The following is a 19,376-nucleotide window of genomic DNA, read 5'->3' as shown; positions in this document are numbered from 1 at the left end:
TCAACTGAATCTTGAATCTGCGGGTTCGACCCGAACCCCTGCCAGGAGCTTACAATGGCTGCAAAAGACGTAAAGTTTTCCCGTGATGCCCGCGAGCGCATGCTGCGCGGCGTCAACATCCTCGCCGACGCGGTGAAGGTCACCCTCGGTCCGAAGGGCCGCAACGTCGTCATCGACAAGTCGTTCGGCGCCCCGCGCATCACCAAGGACGGCGTCACCGTCGCCAAGGAGATCGAGCTCGAGGACAAGTTCGAGAACATGGGCGCGCAGATGGTGCGTGAGGTCGCTTCGAAGACCAACGACATCGCCGGCGACGGCACGACCACCGCGACCGTTCTCGCCCAGGCCATCGTCCAGGAAGGCAACAAGGCCGTTGCCGCCGGCATGAACCCGATGGATCTGAAGCGCGGCATCGACCTCGCCGTCACCGAAGTCGTTACCGCTCTCGGCAAGGCTGCCAAGAAGATCAAGACCTCCGAGGAAGTCGCCCAGGTCGGCACGATCTCGGCCAATGGCGACGAGTCGGTCGGCAAGATGATCGCGGAAGCGATGCAGAAGGTCGGCAACGAAGGCGTCATCACCGTCGAGGAAGCCAAGACCGCCGAGACCGAGCTGGAAGTCGTCGAAGGCATGCAGTTCGACCGCGGCTATCTCTCGCCCTACTTCGTCACCAACGCCGACAAGATGGTCGCCGATCTGGAAGACGCCTACATCCTGCTGCACGAGAAGAAGCTCTCCAACCTGCAGGCCATGCTGCCGGTCCTGGAAGCCGTCGTTCAGACCTCGAAGCCGCTGCTCATCATCTCGGAAGACGTCGAAGGCGAGGCTCTGGCCACGCTGGTCGTCAACAAGCTGCGCGGCGGCCTGAAGATCGCCGCCGTCAAGGCTCCGGGCTTCGGCGACCGCCGCAAGGCCATGCTGGAAGACATCGCCATCCTGACCGGTGGCCAGGTCATCTCGGAAGACCTCGGCATCAAGCTCGAGAATGTCGGCCTCAACATGCTCGGCCGCGCCAAGAAGGTGTCGATCTCCAAGGAGAACACCACCATCGTCGACGGCGCCGGCAAGAAGGCCGAGATCCAGGGCCGCGTTGCCCAGATCAAGCAGCAGATCGAGGAGACCACCTCGGACTACGACAAGGAGAAGCTGCAGGAGCGTCTGGCCAAGCTCGCGGGCGGCGTCGCGGTGATCCGCGTCGGCGGCGCGACCGAGGTCGAGGTCAAGGAAAAGAAGGACCGCGTTGACGACGCTCTGAACGCGACCCGCGCGGCCGTTGAAGAAGGCATCGTCCCCGGCGGCGGCGTCGCGCTGCTGCGCGCTTCGCACGCCGTCAAGGCGACCGGCGTCAATGCTGACCAGGCCGCGGGCATCGCCATCGTTCGTCGCGCGCTGCAGGCTCCGGCCCGCCAGATCGCGGCCAACGCCGGTGCCGAGGCTTCGATCGTTGCCGGCAAGATCCTCGAGAACAAGGCTGCGACCTACGGCTTCAACGCCCAGACCGGCGAGTATGGCGACATGATTGGCATGGGCATCGTCGACCCGGTCAAGGTCGTTCGCACCGCTCTCCAGGACGCGGCCTCGGTCGCCGGCCTGCTGGTCACCACCGAAGCCATGATCGCCGAGGCTCCGAAGAAGGAAGCCGCCGGCGGTATGCCGGGCGGTATGCCTGGCGGCGGCATGGGCGGCATGGGCGGCATGGACTTCTAAGAAGTCCATAAAGCACGCCCATCATTTAACATTGCTCAAGCCCGCAAGCGGGCTTGAGTGGCGGCATGGACTTCTAAGAAGTCCGGTCCCATAGCGAATATGGAAAGGGCGGCAGACATGTCGCCCTTTTTGTTTTGGCATGCGGGCAGCCGGTCCAAAGGCGGGCTTCTATACTGTTGCGATTGGCGAAGGCCTGCGCAACAGCCGATCTCCCCTCTTGAGGGGGAGATCAGCAGCGCCAGCGCCAGCGCTCGGCCATCCCTGCGTCAATCTGATCCGCGTCGCGGACGGGCGATAGTCGAGGCGATGGGCTATATCACGGTTCGCTTACCGATCCGCCAGCGCCAGCTTGGCTCCCAGCATGACGAAGGCGCCGGCGAAAGTGCGGCGCATCCAGGTCAGCACCATCGGCCGCGACACGACATGGCTGCGCACCGAAGCCGCGAACACGCCGTAGACGACGAAGACAAGGAAGGTCATCAGCATGAAGACGCCGGACAGTTCCAGCATCCTGGCGAAAGCGTGCGGCTCCGTGGTGCTGACGAATTGCGGCAGGAAGGCGAAGAAGAAGATTGACAGTTTTGGGTTCAAGATGTTGACCAGGATGCCGGAGGTGATCACCTTTCGGACAGAGCGTGGCGCGGCGTTCTGATCGAGAGCAAGGCCGCCCTTCTCCTTCAGCGTGTTCCAGGCCATGTAGAGCAGATAGGCGACGCCCAGATATTTCAGAGTCTCGAAGGCGACGGCGCTTGTGTGCAGCACCGCCGCAAGGCCGGTGATGGCCGCCGCCATGTGCGGGATGATGCCCAGCGTGCAGCCGAAAGCGGCGATGATCGCGGCGCGAGCGCCGCGCGAGAGGCCGGCGCTCAGCGTGTAGAGAACGCCAGTGCCGGGCGAAGCGACGATAATCAGCGACGTCAACAGGAATTCGATGCTCACGGTTTCCTCCATGGCCTGCACGGCGCGGAAGGTATCGGGAGGTCCGAGCGTGGGCAAGCGGGGAAGAAAGTAATCTCCCCCTTGTGGTCCCCTCGCGAGGAGATGTCGCCGAAGGCGACAGAGGGGGGGTCGCCTCGTGTAGAGCGCGGCCTTTTCCGCGACGCGATCACGTTGGCGATTTATGTGAGACGACCCCCTCTGACCGCTTCGCGGCCATCTCCCCCTCGAGGGGGGAGATCACGCTCTCCGCCGCCAGCCCATGGGCGGCCCTTGCCATTAGGCAGTCGTCGCCGCCGGGCATGCAGGCGCGGCAGACATGCGGGCGGGCTTCGTAAATCGCGCAGGCCGTCTGCTTGCCCACCTCGCCGCGAAGCGCGGTGCAGCGGCCGTCCTCGCAGCGCATGCCTGACAGGTCGGTCGCGACCAGCTCATCGGGGATGCGGTCGAGCTCGGCATCCTCTTCGGTCGAAAAGCGCGGCCAGTCCGCCGAATAGGCGCAGCAGGCGCCGCAGCTCTGGCAGTCGAAGGCGGCTGATGCGTCAAGCAGGGTCAGGAAGGGTCGGTCGTGCGGCAAGGCTATCCTCATGCTGCCAGTGCCCTTAGCACGGAGCCGGGAGATGCGCCGCATCCGGCCGAGCAAAAAATTTTTGTTTTGCCGGGAACCTTTTTCCTGCCTGGCAGTTTTGGGCCTGTCGTCAGCAATTCATGAGCAATCGAGAAAAACTGATGACAAAAGACGCCTCCCGCGCCCTGAAAAAGCGCGAGAGGCGTTTTCTAGTGGCCTTACATGATTGTGCCCATCATCGGCAGGATTTCATAGCGGAAGCCGCGGCCGGAACGCGCCACAGGGTCGCCCTCGGTCACGGCCCTGGCCTCGGCTTCGGTGCTGACCTGCAGGATCAGAAGCCCCCACGGTCCGACTGGATCGGCGACTGGGCCGGCAATCATCATTCTGCCTTCACGAAGCAGGCCGCGCAGATAGTCGGCATGCGCATTCATCAGCGCCCCCTCCTCCTCCGTCAGGGTGAAGGCGAAATCCGGACGCGGCGGAATCAGCCGGCAATGGAAGACCGAAGGCGACCTGGCAGCCGTCTCCTTGGCAAGGAATTCGTCCAACCAGCCCAGCACGCGCTCCCAACCGGAACCGTGATCGCGGCAGGAGTCCCGTCGCGACCCGAAGCCGTCATGGCGCAGCGTCAGCCGGGTGCCGTTCTCGACGGCTTCGAGCGTATAGGTGACGGTGGTGAGGTTATCGCCGTCCCAGGGCGCCTTCCAGGTCATCACCAGACGATGCGGCGGCTCGACCTCGAGATACTCGCCGGCGACATGGAAGTCCTGCCCGTCCGCGCCCTTGCCTTCCGAGCGCCAGGCGCCGCCCGGCCGGACATCGGCCGTGTGCTTCGTCGTCCGGTACATGTTGTCGGCGCCCCACCAGAGCGGGATCTGGTCCTCAGCGGTAATGGCGCGGAAGACGCGCTCCGGCGGCACGGCGATCGTCACCGTGGCAAGGATGGTACCGGCGGAAATGTCGGCGATCGCGCGCGGCTTGTCTTGGATGGCCATCATTCATTCTCCAGGTAGGATTTGAGATTGCCGAGGCTGTGCTGCCAGAAGTCTCGGTAAGGCAGGATCCAGTCGGCGACATCCTTCAATTCCGCCGGCTCCAGCCGGTAGACTCGCTCGCGGCCCTGCCGCTGCTCGGAAACGACGTTGAGCTCGCGCAGTATCCTCAGATGCTTGGAAATGGCCGGCCGACTCTGCGAGAAGGCGGACGCCAGTTCTTTGACCGGCGCGGGGCCCTGCCGCAGCCGGTCGAGGATGGCGCGCCGCGTCGGATCGGCGATGGCGCGGAAGACGGAACGGTCGTGCTCAGCCTGCGGCATAATGCGTATCCATTTGGTTACATATTATGCCGAATTCGGTCGCCGGTCAATTATCCTCGACCGGTGTGCTTTGGCGCAACGGAACCGCGAAGCACTCCGGCCCGTTTCTCCTCGCGAATTGGATCTCCGGGAGATGCGGAGATGGTGAACATGGACCAAATAGTGGGCTTGGCGAAGCAGATCAAAGGTTCGATCCGGCAAGCCGTAGGCAAGGCCACCGGCAACCGGCCGATGGAAATCAGGGGCATGGCGGACAAGTCGGCAGGCCAGGTGCAGAAGGCCTGTGGCGACATGAAAGCCATGCTCAAAAAGGCGATGTGACCAGCAGGCCCCGCGGTCAGATCTCGAACGCCCGGCACGGGCTGTCCGTCATGCCGACAGCGGCGTGATGCGCAGGCCGCACGGAACTCAAACATTGCCCGTTCGTTGTCGTGGCGGATGCGGTTGGCGCGTCCCGCCCCTATTCCAGGCCCAGGAGATGCGGATATGGTGAACAGGCATCAAGTTGCCGGCATCGCCAAGCAGGTAAAAGGCAGGCTGAAGCAGGCGGCCGGCAAGGCCACCGGCAGCCGGCGCCTGCAGGTGGAAGGCATGTCCGAAAGAATTGCCGGCAGGGTTCGCAAGGCCTATGGCGACGTGAAGGACAAGGCTCGCAAGGCGCTCTGACCCATAGCCGCGAGGGCAATGGCCGACCCGCGCGCGGCCTGTTCGTCGTCTGAGCGTCGACCGCGCCAAGACCTCAGAACAGCTCGAACAACGGGCCTGGCGCAACTTACCTGGCGCGCTTTCTCCGTTCAGGTGGCCCAGCTTTTGGCGAAGGCGTTGGTGAAGACGACCTCGCCATGGTCGCCGGCCGCCTCACCCAAGACCACGTCCATGTGGTCATCGGTCACCCGCGCCAGCGCGAAGCCGCCCATGAAAGCCGCCTTCGGCTTGACGAGGTCGAGCCCGTCGCGCCGGTAGATCATCGGCACTGCGTGCTGATGGCCGTGAAAAATGGCGATCACATTATAACCCTTCAGCGTGGCGAGAAGCGCCTGGCGGTCGGCGTCGCCCCACCAGTGCGGACGGCCGGCGCCGTCTTCGCCATAGGTGCGCTTCACTGGATCCCAGCGCTCGACCGAGAAGGTGTCCCAACCATAGTGCTGGAAGAGAATCACCGGACGGCCGTCGCCGGCATAGGTCGCCAGATCCTGCTTCAGCCATGGCAGGCTGCCTATCGCGTCATGGCCGGTGTCGCCGGCGAAGCGATGCGTCTGGACGAGGTGCAGGCCGCCCCAATCCCAGGAATAGCAGTCGGTGTCGACATCGTAATTGGTCGCCGGCACCGGCGGCTTGAAGAAGACGCCGGGGCGATGGTTGACCTCGACATAGTCGCGCATCTCGCGACGGTACCAGTCGACATGGCGCTTCGGCCCATTCTGGTCGAGGTCGTGATTGCCGAGCCCGACATAGACCGGAACATGCACGCGATCGGGGCCGATGCCTTGCTGGTAGCGCTGGCTGAACTGCAGAAGCTGCGTGCCTTCGCTCGGCTCAGTGATCTGGCCGCCGCCGTCATCGGTGATGTCACCGCCGGTGACGAGGCCGAGCGGCGTGGCGATGCGTGTGCCGGCCGAGCGCAGGCCGGTGGCAGCGCCGCTGATCTCGGCCGGCCACTCTTTGTCGTCGATTGCGTTGAGCACGGCCACATTGCGCAGCAATGCCGCGTCGGTCTTGCCCTCCTGCTCGCAATGCGGGCTGAGCCCGGTCGCCATGCGGCAGGCATGGATATCGGCGATGAACAGGAAGGTGGCGTCAATCGGCTGGATAGGCTGGCCGGTCTGGGCGAAAGTGGTGTCCGGCAGGGCGCAGGTCGCGGCAAGGCCGGCCACCCGGGCCAGGAAATCGCGCCGGGACAAAAATGCTGAGGATAAGCGATTCATCATCGCGCCATTGGAACATTTTCAGCGCCGGATCGTCCAGATTGGCGGCTCTTTTCAAGCATTGGTTGAATTCGTGAAGGGCACTTTGGGTCGACAGCGCAGAGAGGGTCTGTCATTCCTTCCAGAACACATTTCCAGGGGAGAAGGCATGAAACCCGTGACGACCTGTGTGGCCCTCTCCATGCTTGCCCTCACCGGCACCGCCGAGGCGGCCGACTGCGTGGACGCCAAATCCGCCAAGGCCGGCTTCGTGCTGGAGAAGCCCGGCATCCGCAGCGAGTTCCGGCCGGCGCCGGGCGGCATGGTCGCGGTCGCCAACAACTACCAGTCGCAATCGCCGCAGACGCAATATCTCTACGCCGGGCTGATCGAGATTTTCCGCGATAGCGACACGGGCCGGCTGTCAATGATCCCGCTCGGCGACCTCAAAAAGCTCTTCCCGCTGAAGGCCGGTGCCAAGAGCAAGACCGAGTTCGTGCGGCTTTCGGCGAAGAAGGCGCCGAAGGGCACCGAAACACTGGCTTTAAGCGTCAAGGGCAAGGACACCTACAAGCTGGGCGACTGCAAATACACGGTGCTGACGGTGAAAGAGACGCTGACCGGCGATTCCGGCGCGGTGATCGACAGCTTCACCGCGCTCTATTCGCCCGACCTGCAAGCGGTGCTGGCGCGACGCTACGACGAGGGGACGAGCGCGCAGAGCGAAGTGGGGTTCGAGACGATCAAGCCGCTGAGGGAGTGAAGGCTGCCTTTCAGTCAGGGACTTAAGATGATCCTCATACCGGCATCAGCGGATTGCCTGCTGCCGCACCACCCTGCGGCGTCGTCTGGCGGGCGAACCGTTCTGTGATGGCGGGGGCTCGACCCGCTCCAAACCCTCCAGGCACTGCCGCAACACACCGGCATCCTGTGCGGTCTTGGCCATCGACATGGCGCCGGAGTAAGCCGCCACCGTCAGCGCGGCAAAGCGGTCGGGATCGGTCCCACCTTCCCCGCCGGCCTCCTGATCGGCGCGCACCTTGTCGGCGATCGCCCGCCGCCAGCCGGCGAAGATATCGGCCAACGCAATCCGGAAATCGGGATCGGCGAGCGACAGCTCATGCGCCAGATTGTTGAGCGGGCAGCCGCGCACATAGCCCTGCTGCTCGAGCGCGGCAGCCACCGACGCGAACACCGCGCGCACGCCCTTGCGCGCCGAAGGCGCCGCCCGCACCGGCTCGATCCAGGTCTCCTGAACCGCGGCCGCCACCCGCTCCTCGATCACCGCCAGCGCCAGCGCCTTCTTGGTCGGGAAATGATGGTGCAGCGCGCCGCCGGTGACGCCGGCCGCCGCCATCAGGTCGCCGAGGCTCGAGGCGTGATAGCCGCGCGCCTGGAAGCAATCTTCCGCCACGTCGAGCAGGCGCCGCCGCATGCCCTGCGGATCGTTGGTGCGCTTCTTGCGCATCGCCACCTCCACCTTTCCCCGTGGGAGAGAAGGGGAAGAACGTAGCATATTGACAAAACAGGACAACCGGTCTGTTTATAAACAGGATGAACACCCTGTTTTCGAGAGTCTAGCCATGAACAGACCCTCCCGCCTTGCGTCGCCGATCGTGGAGCTCAGGCAATACACATTGAAACCCGGCCAGCGCGAAACGCTTATCGCGCTGTTCGACCGGGAGTTCGTCGAGAGACAGGAAGCCGCGGGCATGACCATCATCGGCCAGTTCCGCGACCTCGACCGTCCCGACATGTTCGTCTGGCTGCGCGGCTTCGCCGACATGGAGGCCAGGAGGAAAGCGCTCACCGCTTTCTATGACGGCCCGGTGTGGGCCGAGCATCGCAACGCCGCCAATGCGACGATGATCGATTCCGACGACGTGCTGTTGCTGAAGCCCGCGTGGCCGGACGCCGGCTTCGACCTGTCGAGGCGCGAGCGGTCGACCGTGAGCGAAGGCGAAAACAAAAGTGCGGAGCCTCACTTAGACGGTATTGTTGAGATTTCGATTCATCATTTGCGCCACGGCATGGAAACCGGCTTTGCCGAGCGTTTCCGGGCGGAAATGGTTCCGCAACTGACGGCCAGCGGGGGCCGGCTGCTCGGCGCCTTCGTCAGCGAGCATGCCGAAAACACTTTTTCGCGGCTGCCGGTGCGAGCCGGCGAAAATGTCTTCATCGTCGTCGTTGGTTTCGGCGACGCCCATGCGAACTATCGGAACGACCTTGGCGCTTCCCCGGCATGGCAGGCGGTTCGCCAAACCATGCAGGCTGCTTCGACGAAGCCGGCAGAGATGTTGCGCCTCACGCCTACGGCCCGATCGCTGTTGCGGTAGTCACTCGGCTGGCAGCACGTCGGCTATTGCCTTGGCGACGAAGGCCGGGTCTTCCCAATGCGGGTTGTGGCCGCAGTCCTGCGCCCAGACGAGACGCGATCCGGCAAGCGCCTCGGCCAAAGCCTCCTGGTGCGCTTGGCCGAAGAGCGGATCGCAGGCGCCGGCAATGATCAACGTCCGGACCCGCACGGCCCGCGCCGCCGCGGTCAGATCCGTCCGGCGGATTTCTTCGAGAATGGCGCGCCAGCGCGCCGCCGGCATCGCCGAAGCGTCCGCCGCCAGGCCGGCAAGAAGGGCCCGCGGCACGCCGGACCCGCAGGCGTGCCACCAGTCGTAGAACGGATCAGTCGGCGAGATCGGGTCGCGCAGTTCCGCCACGCCGTCAACCAACGGATGGTCCGGCGCGAAATCTGCCTTCAGCGCCCCGGCCAGGATGACCAGCCCGCCGACCAGTTCCGGATGCCGCGCGGCCACCTGCATGGCGACCATGCCACCCAGCGAATGGCCGAGAACGACCGGCCGGGCGAGCCGCAGGTTGCGGATCAGCCCGGCGACATCGTCGGCGAAATCGGCGATGCCAAAGCCCCTGCCCGCCTGCGAGGCGCCATGGCCGCGCAGGTCCGGCATGACCAGCCGCCGCGCGGAAAGATGCGGCGCCAGCAACGAGAAACTGCGGCTGGTGTCGGTGAAGCCGTGCACCAGGACGAGCGGCGGTTCCGAGCCGGCGACCTCGACATAGGCGAGGTCGAGGCCACCGACATCGACGAATCGCTTGCGGCCGGCCCAGGCGTCCTGCTCGCCCCCCTGTCCCGACAGATCCAATGCCGCGGGCCTCACAGTCCAAGCTTTTCCTTGACCGCGGCGAGGCCGGGCTTGCCGTCGAAGGTGGTGACGCCGGCAAGCCAGGCGTCGACACGATCCTTGTTGAGCGTGATCGACTTAAGCGCCGCTTCCTCCGGCTTCATGCCGTCATTGATGAGGTAGCCCATGCCGACATTTTCCAGATCGATGTCGAAGGCAAGGTTCTTCAGGAACTGCGCCACGTTCGGGCACTCCTGCAGGAATCCCTTGCGCACCTGGGTCGTCACCGTCGCGGCGCCGAAATTCGGGCCGAAGAACTTGTCGCCGCCGGTCAGATACTTGAAGTCGTACATCGTGTTCATCGGATGGGGCGCCCAGCCCTGGAAGACGATGAACTGCTTCTCCTTGATCTCGTAGCCGACCTCCGAGAGCATGCCGGCTTCGCTCGATTCGACCACCTGCCAGCCGTCGAGCTGGAACTGAGGATCGGCGATGGCATCCATCATCAGCTGGTTCGAGCCGGGCTCGATGCCGTACATCTTCTTCCCGAAGTTGTCGGCGAATTTGTGCAGGTCGGAGAGATCCTTGACGCCGGCTTCCCAGACATAGGTCGGCACGGCGAAGGTGTATTTGGCGCCGACCAGATTGACCCGCACATTCTCGATCGAGCCGTCCTTCCTGTAAGGCTCGTAATAAGTGACCATCGCCGGATCCCAGTAGCCGAGGAACAGGTCGAGGTCTTTGTTCTTCATGCCTTCGTAGATGACGTTGATGCCAAGCACGTCGCTCTGCGGCTCATAGCCGAGCACCTGGAGCAGGACCTTGGCCACGCCCGTCGTGAAGGCGAGATCGTTCCAGCCGGGCTCGGCCATTCGCACCACCTTACATTCCTCCGCCTCGGCCGCCTGAACGGTTTGAGCGGCCACCATCAAGGCAGCGAGACAGACGCCATTCGCAAGCAAGCGCACCATTCCGGTTCTCCTCTGTTGACCATTTGGTCATGTTATTGTCCCAGTGGTCAATCATTGATCTGAGCGGGCGAAAATGTCAACATGGATTCGCAAACATGGATCGATCCGGTGAAGCTCACACGTCTCAGCGACATACGCCGCAAGGAGTTGCGGCAAGCGGCCTTTGCGGTGCTCGAGCGCGAGGGCATTGCCGGCGCCACCTTGGAAAAGGTCGCGGCCCAGGCCGGCGCCTCGAAGGGCATCGTGCTGCACTATTTCCGCAACAAGCAGGAATTGTTCGAGCACGCGATGCGCGAGGCCAATGCCGTGCTGTGCAACGCGGTGGTGGCGCGGCTCAAGCGCGCGCGAACGCCGATCGAGCGGCTGGACGCGGTGATCGAGGGCAATTTCGAGGAGCATTTGTTCCTGCCGCCGCTCTGTCACGCCTGGCTGTCGCTCTGCGCCGAGGTGCCGCGCGACGAGAAGCTGGCGCGCATCCAGCGAGTGATCCACGCGCGCATGCGCTCGAACCTGTTGTCCGGCCTGCGCGGCCTCGCATCCCCGGAGTTGGCCGCGGAGATCGTACTCGGCGTCACCGCACTGATCGACGGGCTGTGGCTCAGGCTTGGCCTGCAGCCGGGCAGCGTGTCGCGCGCGCAGGCGGTCCGCCAGGTCAAGGACTATGTCGCGGGGCGGCTCGCGCTGCGCCAGCCCGGGACCATCGGCCTGGCGGCCGGATAACAGAGTGAGATCTACTCCCCGACCTCATCCTCCAGGTTGCGGAAACCGAGCGCCTCGACCTCCACCAGGATCTGCTCGCGGATCCAGCGATGCGGCGCCTCGTCGTCATGGCGGGCGTGCCAGTACATCCTGACCGCCGGCGAGGGAATCGAGATCGGCGCCCGGTAGATGCCGAGGGGCAAGGATTTCGCCGCCACCGCCGCGAACTGCATTGGAACGGCCGCCAGATAGGGTCCGCTCGCCACGGCCAGCGCGACCGCCTGGAAATGCGGCAAGGCAAGCGTGACCCGGCGCGTCCGGCCCATCTTCCCCAGCGCGTCATCGGTGAAGCCCGACATCGAGCCGTCGATGGAGCGCAGCGCGTGCGGCAGCTCGCAGAAGAGATCGAGCGGCACCTGCTCGCCTTCGGCGATGCCGGCCCGATTGAGCGCTGCATTGCCCTTCGCCGCGATGACGGCGAAGGGCGAGCCGAACAGCGGTACGCTGGAAACCCATTCGGCGACTTCCAGGGGACGCTCCAGCGCCACGTCGATTTGGTCCTCCTGCAACAGTTTCGAGACGTCGCCGATGGCGCTGTCGAGGAAGCGGAACGACACTGATGGCGCCACCGCCGCGATGCGCGCGGCAAAGGGCGGCATCAGGAGCATGGAAAAGAAATCCGCGCCCATGAAGGTGAAGGTCCGCTCCAGCCTTGCCGGATCGAAGTCCTTCGCCGGCTGGAAAGCACGCTCGATCTCGCGCAGCGCGGCACGCACAGGCTCGGCCAGGCTTTCGGCGCGGGGCGTCGGCACCATGTCGTTGCCGCGCCGCACGAAGAGCTGGTCGTTGAGCGAATGCCGCAGGCGATTGAGCGCGGCGCTCACCGCAGGCTGGCTGAGGCCGATCTGCTCGCCAGCGCGCGTCACGCTTTTCTCGCGCAAAAGCGCGTCGAGCACCCTCACCAGGTTGAGATCGAGCGCGTTCAAATTCATCGCATCAATTCAGCCCATATGATCATTCGATTTCCATCGCCCACGCGTCCCTGATTAGTTCGCCGTCGACGCCGCTTCGCCGGCCCAACACAAAGCAGAGACACCATGACAATGATCAACCGGACCATCGCAGGCAAGGAACTCCTTTGGTTCAACAACACGCTCGTCGCCATCCAGGTCTCTTCGGCCGACGGAGAGGACGGCATCTGCGTCATCGAGCATCGCCTGCCCTATGGCGATTCCCCGCCGCTGCATATGCACCGCAACGAAGACGAGGTATTTCACATCCTCGAAGGACAAATGCGTTTCCAGATCAACGGCCATGAGCGGGTCGTGGGCGCGGGCGAAACCGTCATCGCGCCGAAGGGCCTACCGCATACATACAGGGTCGAATCTCCGCAAGGCGCGCATACGCTCACCGTCACGAGCGGCTCGGATTTCGAGACGATGGTGCGCTTGGCGAGCCGCCCCGCCGAACGGCCGGACCTGCCGCAGCCGGGGGCGCCGACGCCCGAGATGATGGCGACGCTGACGAGACTCTGCGCCGAGAACGGCATCGACATTGTTGGACCGCCGATGGAGGGCTGATCTGGCCCACAAGGGGGGGAGATCGGCAACCCCCTTCAACCGATTTGCATCTTCCTCGCCCGCAATCTCCGCTTGAAGGGTTTTGTGCAACGCGATACGCCCTTGCGCAAATCGACAGACCGGAGATTTCCCGTGAGCGCTGAGAAGACCAGAACCGAAACCGATACATTCGGTCCCATCGAGGTCGCGGCCGACCGCTACTGGGGCGCGCAGGCGCAGCGTTCGCTCGGCAATTTCAAGATCGGTTGGGAAAAGCAGCCGGCCTCGATCGTGCGCGCGCTGGGCATCGTCAAGCGCGCCGCGGCCGAAGTGAACATGGAGATGAAACGGCTGGATCCAGCCATCGGCAAGGCAATCGTGGACGCCGCGCAGGAAGTGATCGACGGCAAGCTCGACGACCATTTCCCGCTCGTGGTCTGGCAGACCGGTTCGGGCACGCAGTCCAACATGAATGCCAATGAAGTGATCTCCAACCGGGCCATCGAGATGCTCGGCGGCGTGATGGGCTCCAAGAAGCCCGTGCACCCGAATGACCACGTCAATATGAGCCAGTCGTCAAACGACACCTATCCGACGGCCATGCATGTCGCCTGCGCCGAGCGGGTCGCGCATCACCTGATCCCAGCGCTCCACCATCTGCACAAAGCGCTCGACGCTAAGGCCCGCGCCTTCAACCACATCATCAAGATCGGCCGCACCCACACGCAGGACGCCACACCCCTTACGCTCGGCCAGGAATTCTCCGGCTACGCCGCGCAGGTCGCGTCGTCGATCAAGCGCATCGAGCAGACGCTGCCCGGCCTGCAGGAACTGGCGCAGGGCGGCACCGCGGTCGGCACTGGGCTCAACGCGCCGGTTGGCTTTGCGGAAAAGGTGGCGGACCGGATCGCCGCCATCACCGGCATCGCCTTCGTCACGGCGCCGAACAAGTTCGAGGCGCTCGCAGCACACGATTCCATGGTGTTCTCGCATGGCGCGATCAGCGCGGCGGCCGCCGCGCTGTTCAAGATCGCCAACGACATCCGCCTGCTCGGTTCAGGCCCGCGCTCGGGCCTCGGCGAGCTGTCGCTGCCGGAGAACGAGCCGGGCTCGTCGATCATGCCGGGCAAGGTCAACCCGACGCAGTGCGAGGCGCTGACGCAGGTCTGCGTGCAGGTGTTCGGCAACAATGCCGCGCTAACCTTCGCCGGCAGCCAGGGCCATTTCGAGCTCAACGTCTACAACCCGCTGATGGCCTATAATTTCCTGCAGTCGGTGCAGCTGCTTGCCGACGGTTCCGTCTCCTTCACCGACAATTGCGTCGTCGGCATCGAGGCGCGGGAAGACAACATCAAGGCGGCGCTGGAGCGCTCGCTGATGCTGGTGACGGCGCTCGCCCCCACCATCGGCTACGACAACGCCGCCAAGATCGCCAAGACCGCGCACAAGAACGGCACCACGCTGCGTGAGGAAGCTCTTGCCACCGGGCTGGTCAGCGAGGCCGACTACGACCGGCTGGTGCGGCCCGAGGACATGACGCATCCGGGCTAATTCTCGCGGCGCGGACTGACCCAAGAGGTCGCCATTTCAGGGCGAAGACGACCCGATCGGGCGTTTCGGCTAGCCTCCGAGGTCTGCGACTGCAGCCCCACCGATGGCTTGGCTATTTTGCGGGGGCACAATTTACTCGTTAATCCCAGTCCGCCGACACGATTTTCGCGCGCATCCGCCGGTCACCGAAACATACTGCCTGTGAACAATGTGTCGCCGCATCGGCGGCTTTGGTGAACAGTCTTCGTCGTCTATCTGACTGGGCATCCAACACGATTCGGAGACTCGCCAATGTCCATCAACACTTCCGCCGCCGGTACCAGCATCGCGTCCAACAGTGCCACCACCATCCTGCTCGGCCGTATCCTGCTCGCCGTCATCTTCCTGCTTTCCGGCTTCGGCAAGCTTACCGCCATTTCCGGCACCGCCGGCTATTTCGGCGCCCTCGGCCTGCCGCTTCCGACCGTGACGGCCGTCGTGGTCGGCCTCATCGAGCTGCTCGGCGGCCTTGCCATTCTTGTCGGGTTCCAGACGCGGATCGCCGCCTGGTTGCTCGCCATCTTCACGATCGCTACCGGCCTGGTTGCTCACACCGGCTGGGCCGACCAGATGCAGATGATCCAGTTTCTCAAGAACCTCGCCATCACCGGCGGCTTCATCCTGCTCGCCTCCTCCGGCGCCGGCGCCTATTCGATCGACGCCAAGCGCGGCTGATCTCCTTCCCCTCCCAAGCTGAAACTTTGGCGGCGCGTAATTTTCCGCGCCGCTTTTTCGTTTTCTCGAGTGCAGGCGTACACTGCACCGAGAGCCGGTGCATTCCCGGGTACCGGCAAGGGAGGTGGGCCATGAACCGCAACGCGTTGCTTCTCGCCTCGCGGCTCCTGCTTGCCGCGCTGTTCGTGCCCTCGGGCTTCCAGGTGCTGACCAATATATCCGGCACGATCAATTATTTCGCCGGCCTCGGCCTGCCGCTACCGACCCTGGCGGCCTGGGGCACCGGCCTGTTCGAGCTGATCGCCGGACTTTTGATCCTGGTCGGTTTTCAGACGCGGATCGCGGCGCTGCTGCTTGCCGCCTTCACTATCGTGGCCGGCTTCATCGGCCATTTCGGCCAGGGCGGCGAGGATGCGACCTTAGCCTTCATGCACCGGCAGATGCTGATGAAGGACATTGCCATTGCCGGGGGCTTCCTGGCGCTCGCCATGGCCGGCGCCGGCGCATGGTCGGCCGACGGCCGCCCTTTTGGCGTCGGTGCCGAGATCACCTGATCCGTCACTTGACGGAAATGCTCGGCCCGCCCTCGACCGCCAGCACCAGCCGGCGGTTGGTGATGCGCGCCAGCTGCGCCAGTCGCCCGGCAGGTCGTTCGCCATAGAGGTCGGCAAGCGACGCCGGCAGCACCAGCGCAAGCGCACCGTTGCCGCGGCTTTCCCATTTCAGCCGCGGCATGACCCCGGGCATCGCCGCCGTCAGCAGGTAGACGACGCGCATCATCGCCGCCAGCGCGCGGGCGCGCTCGAGCATCCGCGGCGGCGCCAGGGTCTTGATCTCGGGCGCGATCGCATCGTTGAAGATGCCGTCATGGCGATAGGCGTTGGTCAGGGCCAGATAGGCGCGGCCAGGATGGTCGACGCCGATAAAGGACGCATGCGCGATGATGTTGAGCGACTGCCGGCCGCGATATTCGGGATGCGCCCGCCAGCCGATATCGGCAAGCAGGCAGGCGGCGTGGCGGTAGCGCGCCTCATCCACCGTCTCGTCGATGCCGAAGGCCTTGAAAGCCTTGTCCGTCCAGTCGACGAGGTCATGCGCGTGATGGACCGAGCGCGAGCGCAGCAGCGCCAGTTCCTCCGCCGCGGAGATCAGCGGATCGGCCTTCTGCTCGGCGGCGTCGAGCAGCGAATAGAGGAAGCCTTCGCGCACGCCCTGCGCCGAGACGACGATCTTCGAGGGCTGCATTGCCGCCATGATTTCCTGCAGCACGACCGCACCGTAAGGCAGCAGCGAGCGGCGGTTCTTGGAGACGCCTTCGATGCCCTTGACCTTTTCGACCTCGCCCTTGGCCACCTGCCTAAGGAAGTTCAGGGCGCTGTCGGCGGCGATCTCGTAATGATGCATGACGCCGAGCGGGTAGTTGGTCATCTCCATATGCAGCCGGGCGAGGTTTCGCCAGGTTCCGCCGACGGCGTAGAACACCCTGCCCTGCCCACCCTTCAAAAGCTTCGCCCGCGCCAGCTCCTGGCGCGCGATCTTCTGCGCCTGGACGAGCGAGTTCTTCGCCATGTCCTGCAGGCGCAGGCCGCCGAGCGGCAGCGTGATACCGTCGCCGATCGCCTCGCCATTGATGTCGACGAGTTCCAGGCTGCCGCCGCCAAGGTCGCCGGCGATGCCGTTGGCCGGATAGAAACCGGAAATGATGCCGAGCGCCGAATAATGCGCTTCCTGGCGGCCGGAAAGCACGCGGATCTCGGTCTTCAGCACATCCTCGGCGCGGTGGATGAAGTCCGGGCCGTTGACCGCCTCGCGCGCGGCCGCGGTCGCCAGCACATAGATGTGCTCGGCGCCGGCCTGATCCGAAAGCGCGCGAAAACGGCGGAACTCCTCCATCGAGCGCGTCACCGCCTCGGGATCGAGCTTGCCCGTCGAAACGATGCCGCGGCCGAGGCCGGCCAGCATCTTTTCGTTGAACAGCATCGTCGGCGAGCGCGCCAGCCCTTCATAGACGACGAGGCGGATCGAGTTCGATCCGATGTCGATGATCGACAGCGGCCGCCGGTCCTGGAGCCGGCCCTGCGAGACTGAAATCACGCGGCGGCGTTCTTCTTGCGGCGCTTGAACTGTGCAATGCGCCTGGGCGCATGCGATTTCAGCGCGTCACCCCGTCCGGAAAGACTCGGATTGGTCATGAAATATTCCTGCGCGTTGAACGGTTCCTCGCCCTCCTCGAGCGCAGCGCGCCGGGAGGTGCCATCAGCCAATACGTCGAAACTTTGCTGATTGTCCATGATGTTGCCGAGCATGATCTGGCCAAGCACCTGTTCATGCACAGTCGGATTGGTGATCGGCACCAGGGTCTCGACGCGGCGGTCGAGATTGCGCGGCATGATATCGGCCGAGGAGATGTAGACGACCGCTTCGTCGGACGGCAGACCGTGGCCGTTGCCGAAGCAGTAGATGCGGCTGTGCTCAAGGAAGCGGCCGACAATCGACTTCACCCGGATGTTCTCGGAAAGACCCGGCACCTGCGGCCTCAGGCAGCAGATGCCGCGCACGACGAGATCTATCTCGACGCCGGCGCGGCTGGCGTCATAGAGAGCGTCGATGACGGTCGGATCGACGAGCGCGTTCATCTTCATCCAGATACGGGCCGGCCTGCCCTCGAGCGCATGGGCGATCTCCTCGGCGATGTGCCTCAGGATGCGGTCGCGCAGCGTGAACGGCGACACCGCAAGACGCATCTCCTCGGCAGGCTCGGCGTAGCCGGTGATGAAGTTGAAGATCTGCGCGACATCGCGCGCGATCGTCGGGTCGGTGGTGAAGAAGGACAGGTCGGTGTAGATGCGGGCGGTGACCGGATGGTAGTTGCCGGTGCCGAGATGTACGTAATTGCGCAGCCGGCCCTCCTCGCGGCGGACCACCAGCGACATCTTGGCGTGGGTCTTCAACTCCAGGAAGCCGAACACGACCTGGACGCCGGCGCGCTCGAGGTCGCGCGCCCAGCGGATATTGGCCTCTTCATCGAAGCGCGCCTTGAGCTCGACGAGCGCCGTCACCGACTTGCCGGCCTCCGCCGCGTCGATCAACGCCCGCACGATCGGGCTGTCGTTCGAGGTGCGGTAGAGCGTCTGCTTGATGGCGACGACTTCCGGATCGGCCGCCGCCTGGCGCAGGAACTGCACCACGACGTCGAAGGATTCGTAGGGGTGGTGGACGATGATGTCCTTCTCGCGGATGGCGGCCAGGCAGTCGCCACCATGCTCGCGGATGCGCTCGGGAAAGCGCGGGTTATAGGGCGTGAATTTGAGGTCGTCGCGCGGGATGGCGACGATCTCGGAGATCTGGTTGAGCGCCAGCGGCCCGGTGAGCACGCTGATGCGGCTCGACGACACTCCGAGCTCGCCGGCGACGAAGTCGCGCAACTCGGCCGGCATCAGCGTGTCGAATTCGATGCGGATGACGGAGCCGCGGCGGCGGCGCTTCAGCGCCGTCTCGAACAGGCGAACGAGGTCTTCCGATTCCTCCTCCACCTCGATATCGCTGTCGCGGATGATGCGGAACGTGCCCGAGCCCTTGACCTCATATCCAGGGAAGAGCTTGCCGATATAGAGGCCGACCGCCTCCTCCAGCGGGATGAAGCGGACATGATGCTTGCGGTCGGGCAGACGGATGAACCGCCGCAGCGCCACCGGCAAGCGCAAGAGCGCGCTCATCTCCTCGCCGTTCTTGCGGTGGCGCAGCTGCAGCGCCATTGAGAAACCGAGATTGGGGATGAACGGAAACGGGTGCGCCGGGTCGATCGACAGCGGCGTGAGCACCGGGAAAACCTGACCCTGGAAATGCTCCTCCAGCCAGGCCTTCTCGTCCTTGGTCAGGCCGTCGCGGGGGATGCTTTCGATGCCTTCCTTGTTGAGCAGCTCCATCAGGGCCGACAGGCTCTTCTGCTGGTCTTCCTGCAGGCGCTCGACCTCGCGCAGCAATTGCTCCAACTGCTGCTCAGGCGTGCGGCCGTCCGGGCTCTTCAACGCGATGCCCTCGCGCACCTGACCGGCGAGGCCGGCGACGCGCACCATGAAGAACTCGTCGAGGTTTGCGGCCGAGATCGACAGGAAGCGGACGCGCTCGAGCAGCGGGTGATGCTCGTTCAGCGATTCCTCGAGCACCCGGCGGTTGAACTGCAGCCAGGAAAACTCGCGGTTGACGAAACGGTCTGGATTGCCGCCGTCCGGGCTCGCCGCCTCGACGGTGATGAACTCGCTCTGCACCGGCTTCAGTTCGTTCATGGTTCCTGCTCTTGGCCACAACGTCG

The 19,376-nt window shown here is 64.5% G+C and carries 20 protein-coding genes and 1 pseudogene; 10 read left to right on the top strand and 11 right to left on the bottom strand.

From position 1 onward, the window contains the following. The first annotated feature begins 54 nt into the window (after nucleotides 1-54). On the top strand, nucleotides 55-1,707 hold the full coding sequence (groL, locus tag P9228_RS25560) for a chaperonin GroEL (protein WP_067324836.1): 1,653 nt from the start codon (nucleotides 55-57) through the stop codon (nucleotides 1,705-1,707). 327 nt (nucleotides 1,708-2,034) lie between these two features. On the opposite strand, the gene P9228_RS25555 is transcribed toward groL, so the two are convergent. From P9228_RS25555 to P9228_RS25540, 4 genes and pseudogenes are all read right to left on the bottom strand, one after another. Beyond that, complete coding sequence (locus tag P9228_RS25555; RefSeq protein ID WP_095824659.1) at nucleotides 2,035-2,646, bottom strand: LysE family translocator; 612 nt, start codon at nucleotides 2,644-2,646, stop codon at nucleotides 2,035-2,037. Between the two features lie 268 nt (nucleotides 2,647-2,914). Then, a pseudogene (locus P9228_RS25550) lies at nucleotides 2,915-3,232 on the bottom strand (YkgJ family cysteine cluster protein); the annotation flags it as partial. Nucleotides 3,233-3,429: 197 nt separating this feature from the next. After that, nucleotides 3,430-4,209: an SRPBCC domain-containing protein gene (locus P9228_RS25545; protein WP_278056183.1), complete on the bottom strand. Its 780-nt coding sequence runs from the start codon at nucleotides 4,207-4,209 to the stop codon at nucleotides 3,430-3,432. Further along, nucleotides 4,209-4,529, bottom strand: coding sequence for a metalloregulator ArsR/SmtB family transcription factor (locus tag P9228_RS25540; protein ID WP_278056181.1), 321 nt, complete (start codon nucleotides 4,527-4,529; stop codon nucleotides 4,209-4,211). Before P9228_RS25540 ends, P9228_RS25545 begins: the two co-directional genes overlap by 1 nt. 141 nt (nucleotides 4,530-4,670) lie before the next feature. Between P9228_RS25540 and P9228_RS25535 the strand changes: the two genes are divergently transcribed. After that, nucleotides 4,671-4,850 (top strand): CsbD family protein, encoded by a 180-nt coding sequence (locus tag P9228_RS25535; protein ID WP_278056179.1) that lies wholly within the window; start codon nucleotides 4,671-4,673, stop codon nucleotides 4,848-4,850. A 165-nt stretch (nucleotides 4,851-5,015) separates the two neighbouring features. Beyond that, entirely contained in the window at nucleotides 5,016-5,195 is a 180-nt protein-coding gene (locus P9228_RS25530) for a CsbD family protein (RefSeq protein ID WP_095784086.1), read from the top strand. 128 nt (nucleotides 5,196-5,323) lie between these two features. On the opposite strand, the gene P9228_RS25525 is transcribed toward P9228_RS25530, so the two are convergent. Next, on the bottom strand, nucleotides 5,324-6,457 hold the full coding sequence (locus P9228_RS25525) for a metallophosphoesterase (RefSeq protein WP_278056176.1): 1,134 nt from the start codon (nucleotides 6,455-6,457) through the stop codon (nucleotides 5,324-5,326). 145 nt (nucleotides 6,458-6,602) lie between these two features. Between P9228_RS25525 and P9228_RS25520 the strand changes: the two genes are divergently transcribed. Beyond that, a complete protein-coding gene (locus P9228_RS25520) occupies nucleotides 6,603-7,196 on the top strand; it encodes a hypothetical protein (RefSeq protein WP_127241490.1) in 594 nt (197 codons plus the stop codon). A gap of 45 nt (nucleotides 7,197-7,241) precedes the next feature. On the opposite strand, the gene P9228_RS25515 is transcribed toward P9228_RS25520, so the two are convergent. After that, nucleotides 7,242-7,901 carry a TetR/AcrR family transcriptional regulator gene (locus P9228_RS25515; RefSeq protein WP_278056173.1) on the bottom strand — a complete coding sequence of 220 codons (660 nt, stop codon included), beginning with the start codon at nucleotides 7,899-7,901 and terminating at the stop codon, nucleotides 7,242-7,244. Between P9228_RS25515 and P9228_RS25510 the strand changes: the two genes are divergently transcribed. Beyond that, nucleotides 7,894-8,769 carry an NIPSNAP family protein gene (locus P9228_RS25510; RefSeq protein WP_347404323.1) on the top strand — a complete coding sequence of 292 codons (876 nt, stop codon included), beginning with the start codon at nucleotides 7,894-7,896 and terminating at the stop codon, nucleotides 8,767-8,769. The two genes, P9228_RS25515 and P9228_RS25510, sit on opposite strands and share 8 nt — an antisense overlap. Here P9228_RS25510 and P9228_RS25505 read toward each other — a convergent pair whose 3' ends face one another. Beyond that, nucleotides 8,770-9,606, bottom strand: a complete 837-nt coding sequence (locus P9228_RS25505) for an alpha/beta hydrolase (RefSeq protein WP_067324826.1) — start codon at nucleotides 9,604-9,606, stop codon at nucleotides 8,770-8,772. After that, complete coding sequence (choX, locus tag P9228_RS25500; protein WP_278056170.1) at nucleotides 9,603-10,541, bottom strand: choline ABC transporter substrate-binding protein; 939 nt, start codon at nucleotides 10,539-10,541, stop codon at nucleotides 9,603-9,605. The genes P9228_RS25505 and choX overlap by 4 nt, the downstream gene beginning before the upstream one ends. Before the next feature lie 108 nt (nucleotides 10,542-10,649). Here choX and betI point away from each other — a divergent pair, with 108 nt between their 5' ends. Further along, complete coding sequence (gene betI, locus P9228_RS25495; protein WP_278056261.1) at nucleotides 10,650-11,261, top strand: transcriptional regulator BetI; 612 nt, start codon at nucleotides 10,650-10,652, stop codon at nucleotides 11,259-11,261. 11 nt (nucleotides 11,262-11,272) lie between these two features. On the opposite strand, the gene P9228_RS25490 is transcribed toward betI, so the two are convergent. Next, nucleotides 11,273-12,232 (bottom strand): LysR family transcriptional regulator, encoded by a 960-nt coding sequence (locus tag P9228_RS25490; protein WP_278056168.1) that lies wholly within the window; start codon nucleotides 12,230-12,232, stop codon nucleotides 11,273-11,275. Nucleotides 12,233-12,337: 105 nt separating this feature from the next. Between P9228_RS25490 and P9228_RS25485 the strand changes: the two genes are divergently transcribed. The 4 genes from P9228_RS25485 to P9228_RS25470 all read left to right on the top strand — a co-directional run bounded on the left by P9228_RS25485 (nucleotide 12,338) and on the right by P9228_RS25470 (nucleotide 15,618). Continuing rightward, nucleotides 12,338-12,820 (top strand): cupin domain-containing protein, encoded by a 483-nt coding sequence (locus P9228_RS25485; RefSeq protein WP_127216666.1) that lies wholly within the window; start codon nucleotides 12,338-12,340, stop codon nucleotides 12,818-12,820. A 132-nt stretch (nucleotides 12,821-12,952) separates the two neighbouring features. Then, on the top strand, nucleotides 12,953-14,350 hold the full coding sequence (gene fumC, locus P9228_RS25480) for a class II fumarate hydratase (protein ID WP_278056164.1): 1,398 nt from the start codon (nucleotides 12,953-12,955) through the stop codon (nucleotides 14,348-14,350). A gap of 291 nt (nucleotides 14,351-14,641) precedes the next feature. Beyond that, entirely contained in the window at nucleotides 14,642-15,064 is a 423-nt protein-coding gene (locus P9228_RS25475; protein WP_067001137.1) for a DoxX family protein, read from the top strand. A gap of 131 nt (nucleotides 15,065-15,195) precedes the next feature. Then, nucleotides 15,196-15,618, top strand: a complete 423-nt coding sequence (locus P9228_RS25470) for a DoxX family protein (RefSeq protein ID WP_278056162.1) — start codon at nucleotides 15,196-15,198, stop codon at nucleotides 15,616-15,618. Between the two features lie 4 nt (nucleotides 15,619-15,622). Here the strand turns inward: P9228_RS25470 and ppx are convergent, their stop codons facing one another. Together ppx and P9228_RS25460 are read right to left on the bottom strand one after the other, a co-directional pair. Continuing rightward, on the bottom strand, nucleotides 15,623-17,158 hold the full coding sequence (gene ppx / locus P9228_RS25465) for an exopolyphosphatase (RefSeq protein WP_278056160.1): 1,536 nt from the start codon (nucleotides 17,156-17,158) through the stop codon (nucleotides 15,623-15,625). After that, complete coding sequence (locus P9228_RS25460; protein ID WP_278056158.1) at nucleotides 17,155-19,350, bottom strand: RNA degradosome polyphosphate kinase; 2,196 nt, start codon at nucleotides 19,348-19,350, stop codon at nucleotides 17,155-17,157. The genes ppx and P9228_RS25460 overlap by 4 nt, the downstream gene beginning before the upstream one ends. Between the last annotated feature and the right edge of the window lie 26 nt (nucleotides 19,351-19,376).

Origin of the sequence: Mesorhizobium sp. WSM4898, from assembly GCF_029625845.1 — a bacterium.
Lineage (GTDB): Bacteria > Pseudomonadota > Alphaproteobacteria > Rhizobiales > Rhizobiaceae > Mesorhizobium.
The sequence above is the reverse complement of the archived record's forward strand: the minus strand, read 5'-3'. Positions and strand labels throughout refer to the sequence as shown.